General features: G+C 30.6%; 18 protein-coding genes. 5 read left to right on the plus strand and 13 right to left on the minus strand.

The genetic code is table 11. The features are described from left to right. Positions 1-184: 184 nt before the first annotated feature. Entirely contained in the window at positions 185-1,111 is a 927-nt protein-coding gene (locus tag BXY80_RS00470) for a TolB-like translocation protein (RefSeq protein ID WP_120199260.1), read from the plus strand. Positions 1,112-1,227: 116 nt separating this feature from the next. After that, positions 1,228-1,731 carry a hypothetical protein gene (locus tag BXY80_RS00475; RefSeq protein ID WP_120199261.1) on the plus strand — a complete coding sequence of 168 codons (504 nt, stop codon included), beginning with the start codon at positions 1,228-1,230 and terminating at the stop codon, positions 1,729-1,731. On the opposite strand, the gene BXY80_RS00480 is transcribed toward BXY80_RS00475, so the two are convergent. Further along, positions 1,728-2,528, minus strand: a complete 801-nt coding sequence (locus tag BXY80_RS00480; protein ID WP_120199262.1) for a LytTR family DNA-binding domain-containing protein — start codon at positions 2,526-2,528, stop codon at positions 1,728-1,730. The two genes, BXY80_RS00475 and BXY80_RS00480, sit on opposite strands and share 4 nt — an antisense overlap. A 202-nt stretch (positions 2,529-2,730) precedes the next feature. Between BXY80_RS00480 and BXY80_RS00485 the strand changes: the two genes are divergently transcribed. Then, on the plus strand, positions 2,731-3,348 hold the full coding sequence (locus tag BXY80_RS00485; RefSeq protein ID WP_120199263.1) for a DinB family protein: 618 nt from the start codon (positions 2,731-2,733) through the stop codon (positions 3,346-3,348). 49 nt (positions 3,349-3,397) lie between these two features. Here BXY80_RS00485 and BXY80_RS00490 read toward each other — a convergent pair whose 3' ends face one another. The 8 genes from BXY80_RS00490 to BXY80_RS00525 form a co-directional block, all read right to left on the minus strand. Beyond that, positions 3,398-4,087 (minus strand): SGNH/GDSL hydrolase family protein, encoded by a 690-nt coding sequence (locus tag BXY80_RS00490; RefSeq protein ID WP_120199264.1) that lies wholly within the window; start codon positions 4,085-4,087, stop codon positions 3,398-3,400. 6 nt (positions 4,088-4,093) lie between these two features. Next, positions 4,094-5,035: an NAD(P)H-dependent flavin oxidoreductase gene (locus BXY80_RS00495; protein WP_120199265.1), complete on the minus strand. Its 942-nt coding sequence runs from the start codon at positions 5,033-5,035 to the stop codon at positions 4,094-4,096. Beyond that, positions 5,036-6,643 (minus strand): S8 family serine peptidase, encoded by a 1,608-nt coding sequence (locus BXY80_RS00500; protein ID WP_120199266.1) that lies wholly within the window; start codon positions 6,641-6,643, stop codon positions 5,036-5,038. A 33-nt stretch (positions 6,644-6,676) separates the two neighbouring features. After that, on the minus strand, positions 6,677-7,924 hold the full coding sequence (gene mnmA / locus BXY80_RS00505; RefSeq protein ID WP_262603132.1) for a tRNA 2-thiouridine(34) synthase MnmA: 1,248 nt from the start codon (positions 7,922-7,924) through the stop codon (positions 6,677-6,679). A gap of 129 nt (positions 7,925-8,053) precedes the next feature. Next, the gene (locus tag BXY80_RS00510; RefSeq protein WP_120199268.1) at positions 8,054-8,752 is read right to left on the minus strand and encodes a toxin-antitoxin system YwqK family antitoxin; all 699 of its coding nucleotides are present in this window, start codon (positions 8,750-8,752) and stop codon (positions 8,054-8,056) included. A gap of 207 nt (positions 8,753-8,959) precedes the next feature. Continuing rightward, the gene (locus BXY80_RS00515) at positions 8,960-9,313 is read right to left on the minus strand and encodes a hypothetical protein (protein WP_120199269.1); all 354 of its coding nucleotides are present in this window, start codon (positions 9,311-9,313) and stop codon (positions 8,960-8,962) included. 7 nt (positions 9,314-9,320) lie between these two features. After that, on the minus strand, positions 9,321-11,231 hold the full coding sequence (yidC, locus tag BXY80_RS00520; protein WP_120199270.1) for a membrane protein insertase YidC: 1,911 nt from the start codon (positions 11,229-11,231) through the stop codon (positions 9,321-9,323). A gap of 75 nt (positions 11,232-11,306) precedes the next feature. After that, positions 11,307-12,944, minus strand: a complete 1,638-nt coding sequence (locus tag BXY80_RS00525; protein ID WP_120199271.1) for a CTP synthase — start codon at positions 12,942-12,944, stop codon at positions 11,307-11,309. Positions 12,945-13,175: 231 nt separating this feature from the next. Here BXY80_RS00525 and BXY80_RS00530 point away from each other — a divergent pair, with 231 nt between their 5' ends. Further along, positions 13,176-13,523 (plus strand): YciI family protein, encoded by a 348-nt coding sequence (locus tag BXY80_RS00530; RefSeq protein ID WP_120199272.1) that lies wholly within the window; start codon positions 13,176-13,178, stop codon positions 13,521-13,523. Then, a complete protein-coding gene (locus tag BXY80_RS00535) occupies positions 13,523-14,767 on the plus strand; it encodes an RNA polymerase sigma factor (RefSeq protein ID WP_120199273.1) in 1,245 nt (414 codons plus the stop codon). Before BXY80_RS00530 ends, BXY80_RS00535 begins: the two co-directional genes overlap by 1 nt. Before the next feature lie 13 nt (positions 14,768-14,780). Here BXY80_RS00535 and BXY80_RS00540 read toward each other — a convergent pair whose 3' ends face one another. The 4 genes from BXY80_RS00540 to BXY80_RS00555 are packed head-to-tail and all read right to left on the minus strand — an operon-like array spanning position 14,781 to position 17,863. After that, positions 14,781-15,011: a DUF3820 family protein gene (locus BXY80_RS00540; protein ID WP_120199274.1), complete on the minus strand. Its 231-nt coding sequence runs from the start codon at positions 15,009-15,011 to the stop codon at positions 14,781-14,783. A 6-nt stretch (positions 15,012-15,017) separates the two neighbouring features. Further along, positions 15,018-15,560 (minus strand): DUF922 domain-containing protein, encoded by a 543-nt coding sequence (locus BXY80_RS00545; protein ID WP_120199275.1) that lies wholly within the window; start codon positions 15,558-15,560, stop codon positions 15,018-15,020. Beyond that, positions 15,561-15,962, minus strand: a complete 402-nt coding sequence (locus BXY80_RS00550; protein ID WP_120199276.1) for an OsmC family protein — start codon at positions 15,960-15,962, stop codon at positions 15,561-15,563. Further along, positions 15,959-17,863 carry a PBP1 and LysM peptidoglycan-binding domain-containing protein gene (locus tag BXY80_RS00555; protein ID WP_120199277.1) on the minus strand — a complete coding sequence of 635 codons (1,905 nt, stop codon included), beginning with the start codon at positions 17,861-17,863 and terminating at the stop codon, positions 15,959-15,961. Before BXY80_RS00555 ends, BXY80_RS00550 begins: the two co-directional genes overlap by 4 nt. Positions 17,864-17,929: the final 66 nt, after the last annotated feature.

The raw sequence follows: 17,929 nt of genomic DNA on the forward strand, positions 1-17,929 counted from the left end.
TTAAACATTTAGAAACTTTTTCAGCTATTATTTTAGAGGGATTTAAAAATTTTGTTGCAAAACGTTTCAATCAAAGAGAGGAAAACTTTCCTCTCTTTGATATTTATATAAAGATTTAAATTAACAAAAAATTAAATTTTAAACCTTCTTGCTTTTGTAAATTGTATTCTAAATTTTCTTTTTTATGAAACAATTTATACTATATTTTATCTTTATAGTTTCTTTTTTCTCTTTTGCTCAACCAAAAGAAGTTCCAACTCCATTTTTAGAAAATGTAGTAAAACAATTCCCAAATGTTAGAGATATTGCGCTAACCAAAAACCAAGACGAAGTTGTGTTTTCTGCCCAAAGCTTTATGGGCGATATGTCTGCCCTAATTGCATGCAAAAGAGTAAATGGCATATGGCAAGCACCAGAATTAATATCGTTTTCAGGACAATATTTTGATATTGAACCTTTCTTTTCTAAAGATGGGTTAAAACTTTTTTTTGCTTCTAATAGACCAATAGATGCATCTTCTAATGAAACTAAAGATTTTGACATTTGGTACGTTACACGAAAAAGTAAATTAGACGATTGGTCTAAACCTATTAATTTAGGAGCTCCAATAAATACGACTATGGATGAGTTTTATCCTGTAATTACTGATTCTAAAAATATTTATTTTACACTTGACAATCCTAAACTAAAACAAAAAGACAACATTTATGTTAGTGAATATATTAATGGTAGCTATACAAACCCTAAGTCTTTAGGAAATGAAATAAATTCTGACGGCTATGAATTTAATGCGTTTGTAGCTCCAGATGAAACCTTTATTATTTATACTTGCTACAATAGAAAAGACGGTTTAGGAAGTGGAGATTTATATTTAAGTAAAAAGCAAGATGACAGAACTTGGAGTGTTGCTACAAATATGGGAGAAAAAATAAACTCCAATAAAATGGATTATTGCCCTTTTGTTGATATTACTAGTAACACACTGTATTTTACAAGCAAACGATTAGGAAATCACACCAAACTTAACTCAAAATCAATTGAAGATTTGCAAAGTATATTTAATCAATATAATAATGGTTTAAGCAGGCTTTACAAAGTTAAATTAGATTAAGTATTAAAGACTTAATCTATTCATAATAAAATATAGTACCATTTGTATAAAAACCAAACAGTTAATAAGAAACGGTGTTACTAAACAATGTATTTTGCTTTATAAATTTTTATTAAATGAATTTAAAATACATTTCTCTTTTATTATTCCTTCTTTTTAATTTTCAAAAGCAAGGCTCAAAAAATAATTTATCAGCTTTTGATACTCTAATAAATAAAACTTGGGTTGCAGAAGGCAAATGGGGAAACAACTCAAACTTTAAACAAGAAGTAACATTTAAATATGGCTTAGACAAAAAAATTATCATTGTAACATCAAAAGGATTTACAAATATTGAGCAGACAAAATACGGATTAAGAAATCATGGTATTAGAAAGTTTGATTCTAAAACAAATAAAATTAAGTTTTGGGAATTTGATGTATTTGGTGGCTTAACAGAAGGTACTGTTAGTTTTAAAGGCAAAAACATTATATACACCTATAATTATCAAGGCACCGAGGTAACAGATATGTGGGAATATGTAAACAACTCTCTATACAATTTTAAAGTTGGTGTTTATAAAGATGATTCTTGGAAAAATGTATTTTTAAGCACTCAATTTATTTTAAAAAAGGGCTAACTACTATACCACGCTTTAAACTCACTATTTAAGTAACGACTTACATTTAATTCAATTATTTTATCATCTATAGTGCTAGGTTTAACTTCAATTCTCAATTTTCTATTTACGTCATTTTTTACAGTTTTGATAGCGTTTTTATTTACTATAAACTGCCTGTTAACCTTAAAAAAAATAGTTTTTGGCAAGACCTCATCTAACTGTTTTAATGATGTGAACTGAGTTGTTTTTTCTGATGTAAACTGATTGAGAAATATTGTCACAATTCCGCCTGAAGATTGGAAACACGAAATAGCTTCATACTTAGGGCGTAACAGTTTACTTCCATTTTTTATTAAAATCTCATCTTTTACTACTACAATAACTTCTTCTTTAGTAGTTAATAATGCTTTTCTAAAAACATATTCAAATAAAATAATTAAAAGGGATATAAATAAATATTTAAAATAGTTAACTAGTATAAAATCAAATCCAAAAACAACCTGATTAATAATTATATATAAGATTGTATAAACAATTGTTGTAATTACAAAGTGAAATATAAAGTCAACAAAAAAGTGTTGCTGTTTTTTTTCACTATAAAAAGCATTAACATTTATCTTATTAACTAGTAAGTGATTAGAAGAGCAAAGAATTAATCCAAAGCTTAAAATAACTAAAAACGAAACCATTGGAAACTTATAGTCTACAGAAAAAGGAAGCTTATTGTAACTCATAAGATGTACAATAATCAAACATAACAAAGTAATTAAAGTATATCTAGTAATTGTGTCTCTGTTGTTTAAAAAAAATTTCATTTAAATAAAATCTCACATATTATCTTCTAAAAATATAGAATAAAACAATGGCTCTATGTTTAAAATTTGTTAAATCACCATGCTATATAAAACACAATACCATTGGTTAATATATTTACTACCATTGGGCATTAATTAATAAAACATTATAAATCTTAAAACTCAGCAATGCTTTAATTTGATTAAACTTAAAATATTAATCATGAAAAATTTATTACTTACATTCTTATTTATCACAACCATTACCTATGGTAGTACAAATTCTGAATTAAAAAAAAATGATAGAGCATTTGCTATTAATTACTTAGAAATGACTTTACAACAATTAGTAGATGAAATTAAAAACTTATCTAAAGAAGAGCTTCTTTACACCCCAAAAGATGGTGGTTGGTCGATTATGAACTGCTTAGAGCATATAGCAAGCACAGAACCAGCTATAATTGAAGGTGCAAAAAAACTAATTATAAAAAATGAAGTTTTAGTAGATAAAGATTTAACAACTAATGATGGTTTGGTAATTACAAATGTAACAGACAGAACAAAAAAAGTAAAATCACCAGAATTATTTAATCCTTCAAATAAATGGACTTCATTAGAAGAAGTTATGAAAGTTATTAAAGCAAATAGAGCATCAACTATTAAATTATTAAAAGAAACTAATGCCGATTTAAGGCACCTAATTGGTAAATATGCTTATGGTGATATAGATGCCTATCAATTATTTATTGTTAGTGCTGCTCATGGGTATAGACATACATTGCAAATAAGAGAAATACTTGACGAACTTAAAAGTGATAAAACAGAAGAAAGTACTGATTGATTTTTTGGTTAATTAGTTTATTTTAACAATAGCTTGAAGATAATTCAGGCTATTTTTTTGTAATTAAATCAATTATTGCGTTAAAAGATGCTTCATCTTTAACCCACTTTTTATACGTCTTATAATCTATTTTATGAAGTTTTTTCTCAGGATAAAGACCATGAAATATTGTTAACGCAGCTAAAAAACTACCAGCTTTAGAGGGATGAAAATCATCATGACTATAAAGACTTACATTGTTTTTTTGTTCCTCATAAGCTTTCCAAATAACACCAACAGGAAATAACTTAGCATCATTAACTTTTGCTGCTTCTCTATGATTATCAATAACACCATCAAATGTATAGTAATAGTATTTAGAAGGCCATACCATAAAATAAGCTAGCTCTGTGCTTTTTACTTTACAAACCGCTTTCATCTTTGCTCCATAATCTAAAAGCATTTTTCTTCCTGGTGGTTGTGATGAAGGTCCTTGCTGCACAATTACAAAATCATATTTGTTTTGATTCATTAATTTATGAAACTTACCTTCAAGCCAATGATCTTCTAAACCATAGTTTGGAAAACATAATGAAGTAGTTTCGATAGATTCATTAAAATCTTTAGCAATACGCTCTAAAATCTCAGGAAGATTATTTGAATACGTTAAACTATTACCAACAAACAATACGCTTTGAGTGTAACCAAAATTACTAACAAATAGTAATGATAAAACCAGTATTTGCAAACGTTTTTTCATAATGCATTACAAACTAGATACATTCTGTTTTGCTGTTTTAAACTCTTGCATCATGTCTTTAACAATTTGAGCTGCTGGTTTGATATCATGAATCAATCCTGCTATTTGACCAATTTCTAATTCACCATCTTCTAAATCACCTTCAAACATACCTCGCTTTGCTCTTGCCCTACCTAGCAATGATTTTAAATCATCAACTGTTGGGCTTTTTTTATAGAGTTCTTGCAGCTCTAAAAAGAACTTATTTTTTATAAGTCTCACAGGAGCCAACTCTTTTAATGTTAGCTGAGTATCTCCTTCTTTAGCATCTACAACTACTTTTTTAAATGCTTGATGTGCAGAAGACTCTTCACTTGCAACAAACCGGCTACCAACCTGTACAGCATCTGCACCCAAAATCATAACAGCTAACATAATTTGACCTGTTGCAATTCCTCCTGCAGCAATTAACGGAATCTCTAACTGCTCTTTAACCATAGGAATTAAAGTAAGTGTTGTAGTTTCTTCTCTTCCATTGTGCCCGCCAGCTTCAAAACCTTCGGCTACAACTGCATCAACTCCTGCATCTTGAGCTTTTAATGCAAACTTTACACTACTCACAACATGAACCACAATAATTCCTCGTTCTTTTAACCAAGGTGTCCATGTTTTAGGATTTCCAGCAGACGTAAAAACTATTTTAACACCTTCGTCAACAATAATATTCATTATCTCCTCAATGTTAGGATATAACATTGGTACATTAACACCAAAAGGTTTATCTGTTGCTTGTTTACATTTTTGAATGTGTTCTCGCAATACATCAGGATACATAGAACCAGCTCCTATTAATCCTAATGCACCAGCATTACTAGCTGCTGAAGCTAATTTCCATCCGCTATTCCAAATCATTCCAGCTTGAATAATAGGATACTTAATACCAAACAGTTTGGTTATTTTATTTGTCATTTACGATTTTATAAATTTGAATGTTTTTGATTCTTTTTCAGATTCTAAAGACATAATATATACACCTGAAGACATTGATGATGTATCTATTGTACTACTATGAGTAGTCATTATTTTTTGAAATACTGCTTTTCCTAAAATATCATAAATGAGTAATGACGTGACTTCATTTGCTGATGGAATCTGAATGTTTAACACATCTTTTACTGGATTAGGAAAAATATTGAACTCAAAAAATTCATCTTCTTGAAGTGATAGACCTATATTGTAAGCTAACTCTAAGTTAGGAATACCAAAACCTAAAAAGAAATCGGGAGTATGATACTGTGATGCAGACATACGTACATATTGCTTAATTTCTTCATTAGTAGCATTTGGTAAAGCTTGCCACAATGAGGCTATTCCGCCAGCCATTATTGGTGAGCTAAATGAAGTTCCGTTATTATTTACAATCGCATTATTTTCATTTATAACAAAAGTGCTTGCGCCACGAGCTGCAACATCTGGTTTTTGGGTAGATTGAAAAACACTTCCTTGCGAACTAAAAGAAGCATAATTACCTTCAAAATCTACAGCACCAATACTTAAAACGCCAGTTCCGTCAGCTGGTGCTCCAACACCACTTATTCCTGAGTTTCCAGCAGATGTAACTACTAAAATCCCTTTTTCATTTGCAATATTTGCTCCTTTGGTTATAAAAGTTGTATTGCCATCTAAATCTTCAGGCAAATGCGTATAGTTTCCATTTGTATATACTCTATAACCTAAAGAGGAATTAATTATATCTACACCTAAGCTATCTGCTCTTTCGGCTGCTTCGACCCAATAACTTTCTTCTACAGGCGTTTCACTTCCAGCATCTTCGGTTCTAAACACATAATAAGAAGCATCTGGCGCTGTACCTACAAACATGTCTTGTATAAATCCAGCCATATCACTCAAAACTTTGGTGCCATGCGTATTACCAGTAAAAGCATAAGGATTTGCTACTCTATCTACAAAATCATAACCACCTAGAAGATCATCATTATCTCTTAACCTTTGAAAAGCTCCCATTGTATTTACATTAGGAAAACCTGCATCTAAAACCGCTATTGTAATGCCTTCGCCTGTAAAATCATCAAGATGCAATTTATCAACATTAATCATCTCTACTTGATTTTGAGTATCACCATATACAAAATCTACAAGTGTTTCTTCTACTTCAAATTTATTATTTGCAGCTGCCATTCTCGATTCAGAATTTAAGCTTTTATCGGCAAAATCAATATGATCAACAAAACTCAAACTACTCAAGGCATTGATATCATCTTCAAGTCCTATAACATGTACAGCGTTAAACCACTTAGATTTAGCTTTCACTTCAATACCTACTTGCTGTTTTAATTGTAAAATATAATTTTCATTAACAGGAACATCGCGTTCATCAATGATAACATTATGAGTGCTTTTTCTGTCAATTGCCTTTTGTGTAAGAATTGTAATGGGATTTTGTATAGATGCATCTACATTTTCTTTATCTGCCAGATAAATCCATGCGTGTTCTGTTTGCGCGTAAGAAATGTATTGAAAAAACACAAAACTTAATAATAGTATTTTCTTAATCATTAGCTATTAATTTGGGCAATTCTTTTATGCAATTTAAGAAATTACTCCCGAACCAACTAATTCATCATTTATATACCAAGCAACAAACTGACCTTCTGTAATTGCAGATTGTGCATTTTTAAATTCTACATACAATCCTGAGTCTACTTTATATAATGTAGCTTTTTGAAGTGGCTGACGATACCTTATCCGTGCTTCTAGCTCCATAGTTTCATCAACTTTTAAAGCTAAATCTTCACGAACCCAATGTAATTCATCATTTGACACAAATAATGCTTTTTTAAATAATCCAGGATGTTCTTTTCCTTGTCCTGTATAAATAACATTATCGTCTACATTTGTATCTATCACAAAAAGAGGCTCTACTTTTCCACCTACGGCAAGCCCTTTTCTTTGACCTTTTGTAAAATAATGTGCACCTTGATGTTTACCTACAACTTCTCCGTCTGTAATAGCGTATTCAATTTTTTTAGTAAAATAGGCTAACTCCTCTTTCTTTGAATCGAATGCCGGCACTTCGTTATTATAAAGTGCTTTCTCTTTAGAAATCTCAACAATAACACCTTCTTTTGGTTTTAATTTTTGTTGCAAAAATTCTGGCAATCTAACTTTACCAATAAAACAAAGTCCTTGTGAATCTTTTTTATCTGCTGTAACTAAATCTAATTTTGAAGCAATTTCACGAACCTCAGGTTTTGTAAGTTCACCAATTGGAAATAAAGCCTTTGATAATTGCTCTTGAGATAACTGACATAAAAAATAAGACTGATCTTTATTATTATCGACACCAGCTAACAAATGAAAAACCTCTTTTTCTTTTCCTGTTTGGTTGCTGAGCTTAGTCGAAGTACCTTTTCTACAATAATGTCCTGTCGCCACATAGTCTGCACCTAAGTCTAAAGCGATCTTCATAAAGACATCAAACTTAATCTCTCTATTACAAAGTACATCAGGATTTGGTGTTCTTCCCTTTTGATATTCATCAAACATATAGTCAACAATACGTTCTTTATATTGCTCACTTAAATCTACCGTTTGAAAAGGAATACCAAGTTTATCTGCAACAAGCATTGCATCATTACTATCATCTAACCAAGGACATTCATCTGAAATTGTTACAGAATCATCGTGCCAATTTTTCATAAATAAGCCAATCACTTCATAGCCTTGCTCTTTTAATAAATAAGCAGCAACACTTGAATCAACTCCTCCAGAAAGCCCAACAATTACCCTTTTATTCATGAGATCAATAATCTTCTTTTTTTTAAAATCACATGTGATTCGCTATTCATAATTTTTATAAACAACGATACTTCTTACACGCTCATTTCACACTGCAAAATTAAGAAATAAAAATAGCAACTATAAAAAGTTGCTATTATAAATTACTATGCTTAAGATAAGTATTATCTATTGTTTTTTAGGATTTTTGCTTCGCCTTGTATGGTCCTTCTCCTCATAGAGTTTACCATTTTTATAATATTTCCAAATACCGTGTTTTCTTCCTTTTTGATAGTTGCCTTCAGCTTCAATCGTTCCATTTACATTATAATATTTTGACAAACCGTGAAGCTCATCATTTTTATAAGTAAATTCTTTTAAAACTAGGCCTTTATCTGAATACCAAATAGATAAGCCTTCTTGCTTTCCATTGATATAGTTAGCTTTTTCTGCTACTCTTCCATCTTTATAATATACAATCCGTTTGCCATCTAATTCTCCTTTATCATTATATTGCTCTGTAGACATGATGGCTTTAGTTTTATTATGATAAAAAGTCCATGATCCAATATATAATTTACCATTCATCTGACCTTCACTAATCAGCTTTCCTGATGACGATAAAAATTGAACTGATGCTATATTATTAGAGTCGTTAAACACTTTTTTAGCACTTAATACACTTTTTTTGTTTTTTAATGTATAAAACTTAAACGTGCCTACTTCTTTACCATGATTAAACTGTCCTTCATAACGAATCTGCTTTGTTTTATCAAAGTTTTTTCTCCAATTACCATGACGTTTTCCATCTGCATCAAATTGGTTAATCTCTTGTCCAAAACTAAAAATTGAAACAAGAGTTAAAATTATAATATATACTTTGTTCATTTTTATACATTAAAAAATGGATTCATACTTGTACAGGAATGACAATAACGCCAAAATCATTTTGAAATTGTATCAATAAAAAGAATCTGTCTGAAAAGTGTCCAACAAGTTTTCATAAAACATATGCAGAAATGACTCAAAACTGAAACCATTATTTATTCAATTGTTGCTCCTATTTAAGAGATTAACTCCGTTTTAGAATTAATATTAAATTCTATTGTATGTCAATTCACTATCAGAATCTAAAACAAGTTGTCCTTCTGAGTTTATAATGTAAGTGAAATTAATTTGAATATTATTCTCACCTGTAGTATAAAGCTCATTTTCTTGAGTGCTCCAGTTAATAGTTTGCGTATTTGTAAAAGATCCATCATGAAAAAAATGAATCCCTGTATTATCTGAATTGAATGTGAATTTCTCTTCAAAAGTGTCACTAAATTCTACGCGTTGCCAAGTTCCTACTAATTCATGTATGCTTTCAGAATCGTCATCGTTATTACAGGATAAAGTTGATGATAAAATAATTAAAGATAAAATGAGGTAAACTACATTATTTTTCATGGTTTTTCTACTTTTTACGTTGCTGAGCTTTCTTTTGTTGTTCAGCTTGTTCCATCATATCTGCCATTCTTTTCTGAAACTTGTTCTGTTTTTTAGGCTTAGCCTTATTGACTTCTATTTTGGCAAGTACTTTATCTTCATCAATGATGTAGTTTTTAATAACTAACATAATACCTATACTAATTAAGTTAGAGATGAAGTAATATAAACTCAATCCCGATGCATATTGATTAAAGAAAAATAGCATTAATAATGGTGAGAAGTAAATCATATACTTCATCATTTTTGCCATATCAGGCATACCTTCTTGCGTTGGTTGCGCCATAGCTTGTTGTCCTGTTGTCATTTTCATATAAAAGAAAATGGCTATTGCTGCTAATATTGGAAATAAACTCACATGACTTCCATATAATGGGATATTAAAAGGTAATTCTGCTATTACATCATAAGATGATAAATCATCCGCCCAAAGGAAACTTTTTTGTCTTAAAGCAAAAGCAGTTGGGAAGAACATAAATAGCGCATAAAATACTGGCAACTGTATTAATGCTGGTAAACAACCACTTAAAGGGCTAGCTCCAGCTTTATTTTGAAGCGCCATAGTTTCTTGCTGCGCTTTCATTTTATTGTCTTTATACTTTTCTTTTATAGCTTCTAATTCTGGCTTTAAAATTTTCATTTTTGCTTGAGACAAAAATTGCTTGTATTGTACAAAAGACATTAAAAGTTTAATTAAAACTGTCATTACAATAATGGCAATTCCATAAGGCAAGAAAGAACTTAAAAAGCTAAATAAAGGAATAAATAATGCTTTATTAATCCAACCAAAGATGCCCCAACCAAATGGTATGCTTTCTTCTAAATTGTCCCCATATTGCTTTAATGTCTTACTATCTGTTGGTCCAAAATACAATCTTAAAGGTTCGTTTAATTCGCCAGAAGCAAAGCTTAAAGGTATTTTAGATGTGAATTGTTTTGTAAAAACCGTGTCTATTTCTTCGTCTTCAACCAAATCTTTAGATGTTAGTTTTACAGTTTTAAAAGGTTTGTCTGCAACTAAAATTGAACTAAAAAAGTGTTGTCTATAAGATATCCACTTAACGTCTTTTTCAGTTTCTTCATCTTCTCCAGCTTGTGCTAACTTATCAATTTTATCCTCTTCATATTGGTATGTTAAACGTGTATATCGATTCTCATAAGTTATACTTTGATCATGACGATAAGTGTTAAGTTTCCAATCTAAATTAATTTCATTAGAGCTATTAATCACGTTTGCTAAACCTTTTGATTGAATAGAAAAACCAATCATATAATCATCAGGCTTCAACTCGTAACGGTATTCTAAAAACTTAGTCTCAGACACTTTAAGTTTCATAGAAACCACTGTGTTTTCACCATTTTTAGTGACTGATGGTTGAAAATATAAATCTTGAGTATTTAAAATTCTATTATCTGTAGTAGGAAAGTTAATATTAAACGCTGCATTACCATCTTTAATAATGTAAATTGGCAACGAATCGTAGTCTACAAACTTCTTTAGTTTAACTTCAGAAATATAACCACCTTTATTGCTAAACTTTAAATCTAGCACATCTGTTTTAACCTCTGTAGTTTTATCTGTTGCAGAAGACAATGTTGATGCATAAGCAAAAGCGCCTAACTTATTTTTTAAACTTTCAAGTTGAACTGAATCTGCTGCAGAAGTATTAGAGAAGTTTTCACTTGAAGTTACAAATGTATCTTCAGTTTTTTTAACTGCTTCTTCTTTTTTCTCTGCATCAATCTGTTCTTGTTTTGCTTTTTCCTGTTCTGCAAGCTCTTCAGGCGTTGGCTGATTTTGCCATAGCATGTATAATAATATCCCAAAAATAAGCACGAAGCCTATTATGGAGTTAAGGTCAAATTTTTTTTCTTCCATTTATTCTTTTATCAATTGATATAATAAGGTTGTAGTTTAACACGAAATTTTCTAACGCAAAAAACTATCCAATACTTAATTTTGTGCCATACTGACACCTTTTCTATTTTCTTTATAATTTAAGGCTGCATTTACAAATGCAACAAACAAAGGATGTGGGTTTGCAACTGTGCTTTTATATTCTGGGTGATACTGCACGCCAACAAACCAGTTATTAGTTGGAATCTCAACTATCTCTACCAAGCCAGTTTCTGGGTTTAGCCCTGTAGCTTTCATTCCTGCTTTTTCTATTTGAGACTTATAATCGTTATTAAATTCATAACGGTGTCTATGTCGTTCTTTTATTGCATTGGTTTTATAAACATTTTTTGCAATACTATTATCTAAAATATTACAATCCCAAGCTCCAAGACGCATTGTGCCTCCTTTATCTGTTACGGCTTTTTGAGATTCCATTAAACTAATAACTGGATACTCAGTAGTTTCATTCATCTCAGTTGAGTTGGCATTCTTTAATCCCAAAACATTTCGAGAAAACTCTATAACTGCCATTTGCATGCCTAAACAAATTCCAAGAAATGGAATATTTTGTTCACGCACATATTTAATAGCTTCAATCTTTCCTTCAACACCTCTTTCTCCAAATCCTGGCGCTACTAAAACGGCATCTAAGTGTCCTAATTTTTTAGCTGAATTTTTAATCGTTAAATGTTCAGAATGTATTGACTCTACCTTTACTTTTACTTCATTCTCTGCTCCTGCATGAATGAAGGCTTCAAGAATAGATTTATACGAATCTTGTAATTCTACATATTTACCAATTAAACCTATTGTAACTTCGCCTTTAGGATTTTTATGTTTGCTTAAAAACTGATTCCATTGTGTTAAATCTGGAGCTTTGCTTTTAAGCGCAAGTTTTTTTAATACTACCGTATCTAAACCTTCATCTAACATTAAATTTGGCACATCATAAATTGTTGATGCATCAATAGATTGTATTACAGAATCTTGGGTAACATTACAAAAACGTGCTAATTTTTGTCTTAAATCTTCAGGCAATTCATGTTCTGTTCTACAAACCAAAACATCTGCCATTACGCCACTTTCCATAAGCGTTTTAACACTATGTTGTGTTGGTTTTGTTTTCAATTCGCCAGCAGCAGATAAAAATGGAACTAAAGTTAAGTGAATTACAATGGCATTATTGTCTCCTAATTCCCATTTAAGTTGACGTACAGCTTCTACATATGGCAAAGACTCAATATCTCCAACAGTACCTCCAATTTCTGTAATTACAATATCATAATCTCCAGATTTTCCTAAAATCTGAATACGATGTTTAATTTCATCTGTGATATGAGGAATAACCTGTACCGTTTTACCTAAAAACTCTCCGCGACGTTCTTTTTCAATAACGCTTTGATAAATACGTCCAGTTGTGACATTATTAGATTGGCTAGTAGGTACATTTAAAAAACGCTCATAATGACCAAGGTCTAAATCTGTTTCTGCACCATCATCAGTAACATAACATTCGCCATGCTCGTAAGGATTTAATGTACCTGGATCTACATTAATGTAAGGGTCTAATTTTTGAATAGTAGTTCTGTAACCTTGTGCTTGAAGCAATTTTGCTAAAGACGCTGCAATAATTCCTTTACCTAGTGAGGACGTTACACCTCCAGTTACAAATATATATTTAGTAGTTGTCATGTTGCGCTGTTAAACGCAGGCAAATTTACAAAATTTAAATAGTTATTTACGAATTACTATTGTTATTAATTAAGAAATGTATGAATCGCTTACTAGCCTTAATCTGCTTGACTTTTTATAAAAAAAAGTCGAACTTCGTTTATTTCGTTTTTATTAAAAAAAGTTTCATAAATGTCCCTCTTTACTATTTAACAAACGTCTTAATGATATAAACAAATTAAACTTAAAATTATGAAAGAATTTATGATGATTTTTATCGGAGCAGATTATGCAGATTTAGGGCTTTCTCCTGAAGAACTTCAAAACCGCATGGGAAAATGGTTTGCCTGGGGAAATAAAATGGAACAAGCTGGCATACTTCGCGGAGGAAACGCACTAACACCTCAAATACGCCGTGTTGTTGGAGAAAATAGAACTGTTACTGATATTACTTCTGCCGAGGTAAAAGAAATTGTTGGTGGTTACTACCTGGTTGAAGCAAAAGATTTTGACGCTGTTCAAGAAATAGCTCAAGATTTTCCAGATTATGATTTAGGCGGTACTGTAGAAATTAGAGAAATAATGGTTTTTGATAGCTAATGGAATCTAAACTAATAGACCATCTTTTTCGCCATCACAGTGGAAAGATGGTCTCTGTGCTTACTCGTATTTTTGGATTATCACATCTTGAAATTATTGAAGATGCCATTCAAGATACATTTATAAAAGCAAGTATTACTTGGAGAAATCAAATACCAGACAACCCTAAGGCTTGGTTAACTCAAGCTGCAAAAAATAGGGTTCTCGATATTTTCAGAAAGCTTAAAACCGAAAAAAGACATCTCCCAAATTTTAATCTAGAAAAAAACACATTAGCAATTGATGATTTTTTTCTTGATACAGAAATTGAAGACGCTCAACTGCGGATGATTTTTACAGCTTGTCACCCAAGTTTAGACTCTAGAGACCAAATCTCTTTCGCTTTAAAAACGGTTTCTGGATTTAGTATTAAAGAAATTGCTTCAGCTCTATTAACAAAAGAATATACTATAAAAAAGCGCCTTAGTCGTGCTCGAAAAACTATAAGTAAATCTCATTTACAGTTTCAAATCCCGCAAGGTAATGAACTTCCAATAAGACTAAATCGTGTTATGGAAGTCCTATATCTTATTTTTAATGAGGGTTTTCATTCTAATAAAAAAGAAAAATTAATTCGAAAAGATTTATGTGGTGAAGCCATGCGGCTATGCAAACTATTATTAAAAAATGAACGCACACAAACTTCAGAAAGTTATGCTTTATTTGCCTTAATGTGTTTTCATTCTGCTCGGCTAGAAACAAAAACCAACGCAGAAAATGAAATTTTAGATTTAAAAAATCAAGATAGAAGTCAGTGGTATAAACCATTAATAGTGTTAGGTAATACTATAATGCATAAAGCAGTTAATGTTACTTCTTTTTCTTGTTATCATTATGAAGCAGCTATCGCTGCAGAACATCTTCGTGCGGCTAGTTTTGAAGACACAAACTGGGAAAAAATACTCTATTGGTATCAATGCCTGTACAAACTACAACCTATGTCTATTCACCTCTTAAATATGGCTGTTGTTTGTTTACAAAAAGAAGATCTCTCTAGTGCCAAAAATTATCTTGACAAACTCAATCCTCAAGATTTTGAACAACGTATTTATCTTTATTATGGTACAAAAGCAGACTATTACAACGCAATAGACAACAAAAAAAACGCCCTATTTAATATAGACTTAGCCTTAGAAACAGTAAACAATTCACTAGAAAAAGAATACCTACTAAAAAAGAAAACAGCTTTTCAGAAAAACTTGTAGTAGCTTGAATATTTTATTTAGAATATTGCTTCTGTATATTTCTAATCAAATCCTCCAAACCATTTAATTTAAGCTCATATACTTGTTTAAGCATATCGCCTAATTTTCCTTTTGGAAAACCTTTGTTGTGATACCAAACCACATAGTATTCAGGTAAATCAATAAGATACTTACCCTTATATTTACCGTAAGGCATTTTGGTATGTGCTAATTTTATTAGGAAATCTTTATTAGGCTGTAACATTATAAACTATTCAGATTTATATGCCTCAAACTCTTTAAGTGCTTTAGCAACAAGGTATTCCCATTGTTCTTGAACTTTAACATTAATTGAATTGTCTGTCTGACTATCGTATTGAGATTGCATTATTGCCAACTCATCATTAATACGTTGATGTAATCTACTCAACTCGTTTCTAAGATTTTGTGTTATACTCAATTTAGAAATTTCGGCTCTAAACTTACGCACATGCAGTTCTGTAATATCAAAATGTAATTGTTCATGTGCCAAAAGACGTGCATTCCCTTTTTCCTTAATGTACCATGATTTCTCTGGATAAAAATGAGCTTCTACACTGGGATTAAAACTTACAATTTTACCATTAGATGTTTTAACAGAATATCCAAATGTAATACCAGAGGCAGTGATAGCAGCAGCTGCTGTATTTGGTTTAATTGGTCCTTTAAAATCGTCCCAAGTTAATTTATAATCATCAGTCCAAGATATTGTAACCTCATCATTAGAGGCTCCATTAAAAAAGAGTAAACAAAATAATAATGCTTTATATATCATTTATTTCCAATTAAATGTAATATCCTTTTCGATATCTGGATGTAAGCTATAGTGTACTGGACATGTGTTTGCTGTGCGTTGTAAAATTTTTCGAGTTTTAGCATCTGCTTCAAACGGAAAATCTAAGACTACTTTAATTTTAGAAATTCGTCTTGGTTCACTAGCCATAAACTTTGTTACCTTGGCAGATGTTCCTTTCATATCAACACCTAAATCTCTAGCTTTAATGCCCATAACAGTTATCATACAACTTGCTAAACCTGTAGCAATAGTATCTGTAGGTGAAAACGCTTCTCCTTTACCATTATTGTCTGTTGGAGCGTCTGTAAAAAAAGAATTGCTAGATTTAAGATGCGTGCTTTCTGTTCTTAAATCTCCTAAATAAACTACTTTTGAGGTCATTGTTTTACTTCGGTTATGGTAAGGTTATCAAATTTTACAACGTAAACAGCTTCATTAAAAAAACCTCCAAATACTTTTTTTGAGTATCTAAATTTATTTTCGACATATTCTGTTTCTATCGTACTAGACGAGGCTTCAAAAAGATTATCTTCTGATGCCAGTCTTAATAACAAATCTAAGGTTAAATCAAAACCTCTAACCGCATATTTGTTAGGAGTTACGCCATAAATTCTTTTATAAGCCTTTACAAACCCGTTTTTAGAATTTCCAGATATTGTTTTATTTACAGAAGGATAATGAAACTTAAGGTTAGACAAGTGGTAGTTAGAAATATTCTTACCTTCAAAAGCCTTGTTTATGCCTGTTGTCATTAAAATAATTTCTTGATCTTCAATATTAAGACCATTTAACATACTAATAACATTTGATGCAAAACCTTCATTTTCTGTTTCTAAAAACACTATGTTTTTTCCAGGTTTAAAAATAGTTTCAAGATCTGTTTGATATATAAAATAAGCCTCTTTACCATCCTTATTTTTTCTTGAATACAATTGTTTTGCTGTTGAAAAATTAGACTTTAACTCATTTGCTATTGCTTTGTGTTTAGAATCTGAAATAATAACAACTTGTGTTTTTAACGTATCTGCTTTAACCAAATTGATAATAGCATTTTTTAATAATTTATCTGAAGGAATTGTTTGAAACACATTATCATATAATTTTTTTGGCATTGTTAATGGAGAAAGCACAGGAATATTTTCGTGCTTCAAATCTGAAGCTACACGATCTAAATGCTCTGGCATTAAAGGCCCAACAATAGCATCATAGCTTGAAAAATTATTTGAGTTTAAAATCTTTGAAACTTCTGATGCATTATTTCTAGTATCAAAAACTTTTAGGTTTGTTGATATTCCTAAACGTTTAGCAGAATCTAATGCTAATAAAACACCAGAATGAAAGTCTAACGATACAGATAACAATCCGTTAGTTCTAATTGCTTTTTTTGCTTCTCTTACAGAATCTACATCTATTCTATTTAAGCGATAAGGTAACATTAAAGCAATTTGTTTTGCATTTAAATTGCTTAAATTATTTGCAAGGTTAGTACTAACAGATTCTTCTTGAGTAAGACTTGTTTCTACATCATAAGGCACTTTTAAAACCATTCCTAATTTTAATCCGCCTTCTTTTAATTCTGGGTTTAATGCTTCTAATTGCTCTTTTGTAACACCTAATTTTCTATTAAGTGCCATATAACCTTCGCTCTTTAAAACTGTGTAATAGTTAAAGTTATCTTCGACAGTCTTTTCTTCGTTGTTACTTATATTTGGTACATTAACTTCATCACCTGGCTGTAAAACAGTATTCATTTTTGGGTTTAAGGCTTCTAACTCAGGAACAGTAATTCCAAATTTATAAGCTACACGCCATTTACCTTCTTTTGGTAATACTTTATATTTTTTAAGCGTATTATTATAGCTTACATTGTTAATAATTGTCTTGTAACGTGGTATTTTAATTCTATCTCCTTTTCTAAGGTTTTCAGCATATAATCTAGAATTGTGCTTTTTAATTTGCTCAATATCTATATTGTATTTTTGAGATAAACTAAATAGAGTTTCTTTACGTCTAACTTTATGCGTTTTAAAACCAATAACTTCTTTATTTTTAGTTTGTATGGCTTCATTTTTAACTCTAGAGCTTGGTATAATTAAAACTGTATTTAATTTTAATTCGCTTTTAGCATCAGGATTTAAAGCATAAATATCAAAAGGGGTAACTAAATATTTTTTAGCAATTTGCTCAATGGTTTCTCCTTTTTTTACTTTATGCGTTTTAAAGTTTTGAGCATTAGCGCAAAAACTTAATAGTAAGATGAAGATTAAAATTAGTTTTTTCATGTGTTATATTTATTTCTTTTCAATGGTCACATGCAGTTTGCTGTTAATCATTCTGTTTAGAATTAA

The organism is Ichthyenterobacterium magnum, from assembly GCF_003610635.1.
Classification (GTDB): domain Bacteria; phylum Bacteroidota; class Bacteroidia; order Flavobacteriales; family Flavobacteriaceae; genus Ichthyenterobacterium; species Ichthyenterobacterium magnum.

What these genes read in the sequence shown, in the direction of transcription:
- BXY80_RS00470 (WP_120199260.1), top strand. Translation starts at nt 185, where the DNA reads ATGAAACAATTTATACTATATTTTATCTTTATAGTTTCTTTTTTCTCT.
- BXY80_RS00475 (WP_120199261.1), top strand. Translation starts at nt 1,228, where the DNA reads ATGAATTTAAAATACATTTCTCTTTTATTATTCCTTCTTTTTAATTTT.
- BXY80_RS00480 (WP_120199262.1), bottom strand. Translation starts at nt 2,528, where the DNA reads ATGAAATTTTTTTTAAACAACAGAGACACAATTACTAGATATACTTTA.
- BXY80_RS00485 (WP_120199263.1), top strand. Translation starts at nt 2,731, where the DNA reads ATGAAAAATTTATTACTTACATTCTTATTTATCACAACCATTACCTAT.
- BXY80_RS00490 (WP_120199264.1), bottom strand. Translation starts at nt 4,087, where the DNA reads ATGAAAAAACGTTTGCAAATACTGGTTTTATCATTACTATTTGTTAGT.
- BXY80_RS00495 (WP_120199265.1), bottom strand. Translation starts at nt 5,035, where the DNA reads ATGACAAATAAAATAACCAAACTGTTTGGTATTAAGTATCCTATTATT.
- BXY80_RS00500 (WP_120199266.1), bottom strand. Translation starts at nt 6,643, where the DNA reads ATGATTAAGAAAATACTATTATTAAGTTTTGTGTTTTTTCAATACATT.
- BXY80_RS00510 (WP_120199268.1), bottom strand. Translation starts at nt 8,752, where the DNA reads ATGAACAAAGTATATATTATAATTTTAACTCTTGTTTCAATTTTTAGT.
- BXY80_RS00515 (WP_120199269.1), bottom strand. Translation starts at nt 9,313, where the DNA reads ATGAAAAATAATGTAGTTTACCTCATTTTATCTTTAATTATTTTATCA.
- yidC (WP_120199270.1), bottom strand. Translation starts at nt 11,231, where the DNA reads ATGGAAGAAAAAAAATTTGACCTTAACTCCATAATAGGCTTCGTGCTT.
- BXY80_RS00525 (WP_120199271.1), bottom strand. Translation starts at nt 12,944, where the DNA reads ATGACAACTACTAAATATATATTTGTAACTGGAGGTGTAACGTCCTCA.
- BXY80_RS00530 (WP_120199272.1), top strand. Translation starts at nt 13,176, where the DNA reads ATGAAAGAATTTATGATGATTTTTATCGGAGCAGATTATGCAGATTTA.
- BXY80_RS00535 (WP_120199273.1), top strand. Translation starts at nt 13,523, where the DNA reads ATGGAATCTAAACTAATAGACCATCTTTTTCGCCATCACAGTGGAAAG.
- BXY80_RS00540 (WP_120199274.1), bottom strand. Translation starts at nt 15,011, where the DNA reads ATGTTACAGCCTAATAAAGATTTCCTAATAAAATTAGCACATACCAAA.
- BXY80_RS00545 (WP_120199275.1), bottom strand. Translation starts at nt 15,560, where the DNA reads ATGATATATAAAGCATTATTATTTTGTTTACTCTTTTTTAATGGAGCC.
- BXY80_RS00550 (WP_120199276.1), bottom strand. Translation starts at nt 15,962, where the DNA reads ATGACCTCAAAAGTAGTTTATTTAGGAGATTTAAGAACAGAAAGCACG.
- BXY80_RS00555 (WP_120199277.1), bottom strand. Translation starts at nt 17,863, where the DNA reads ATGAAAAAACTAATTTTAATCTTCATCTTACTATTAAGTTTTTGCGCT.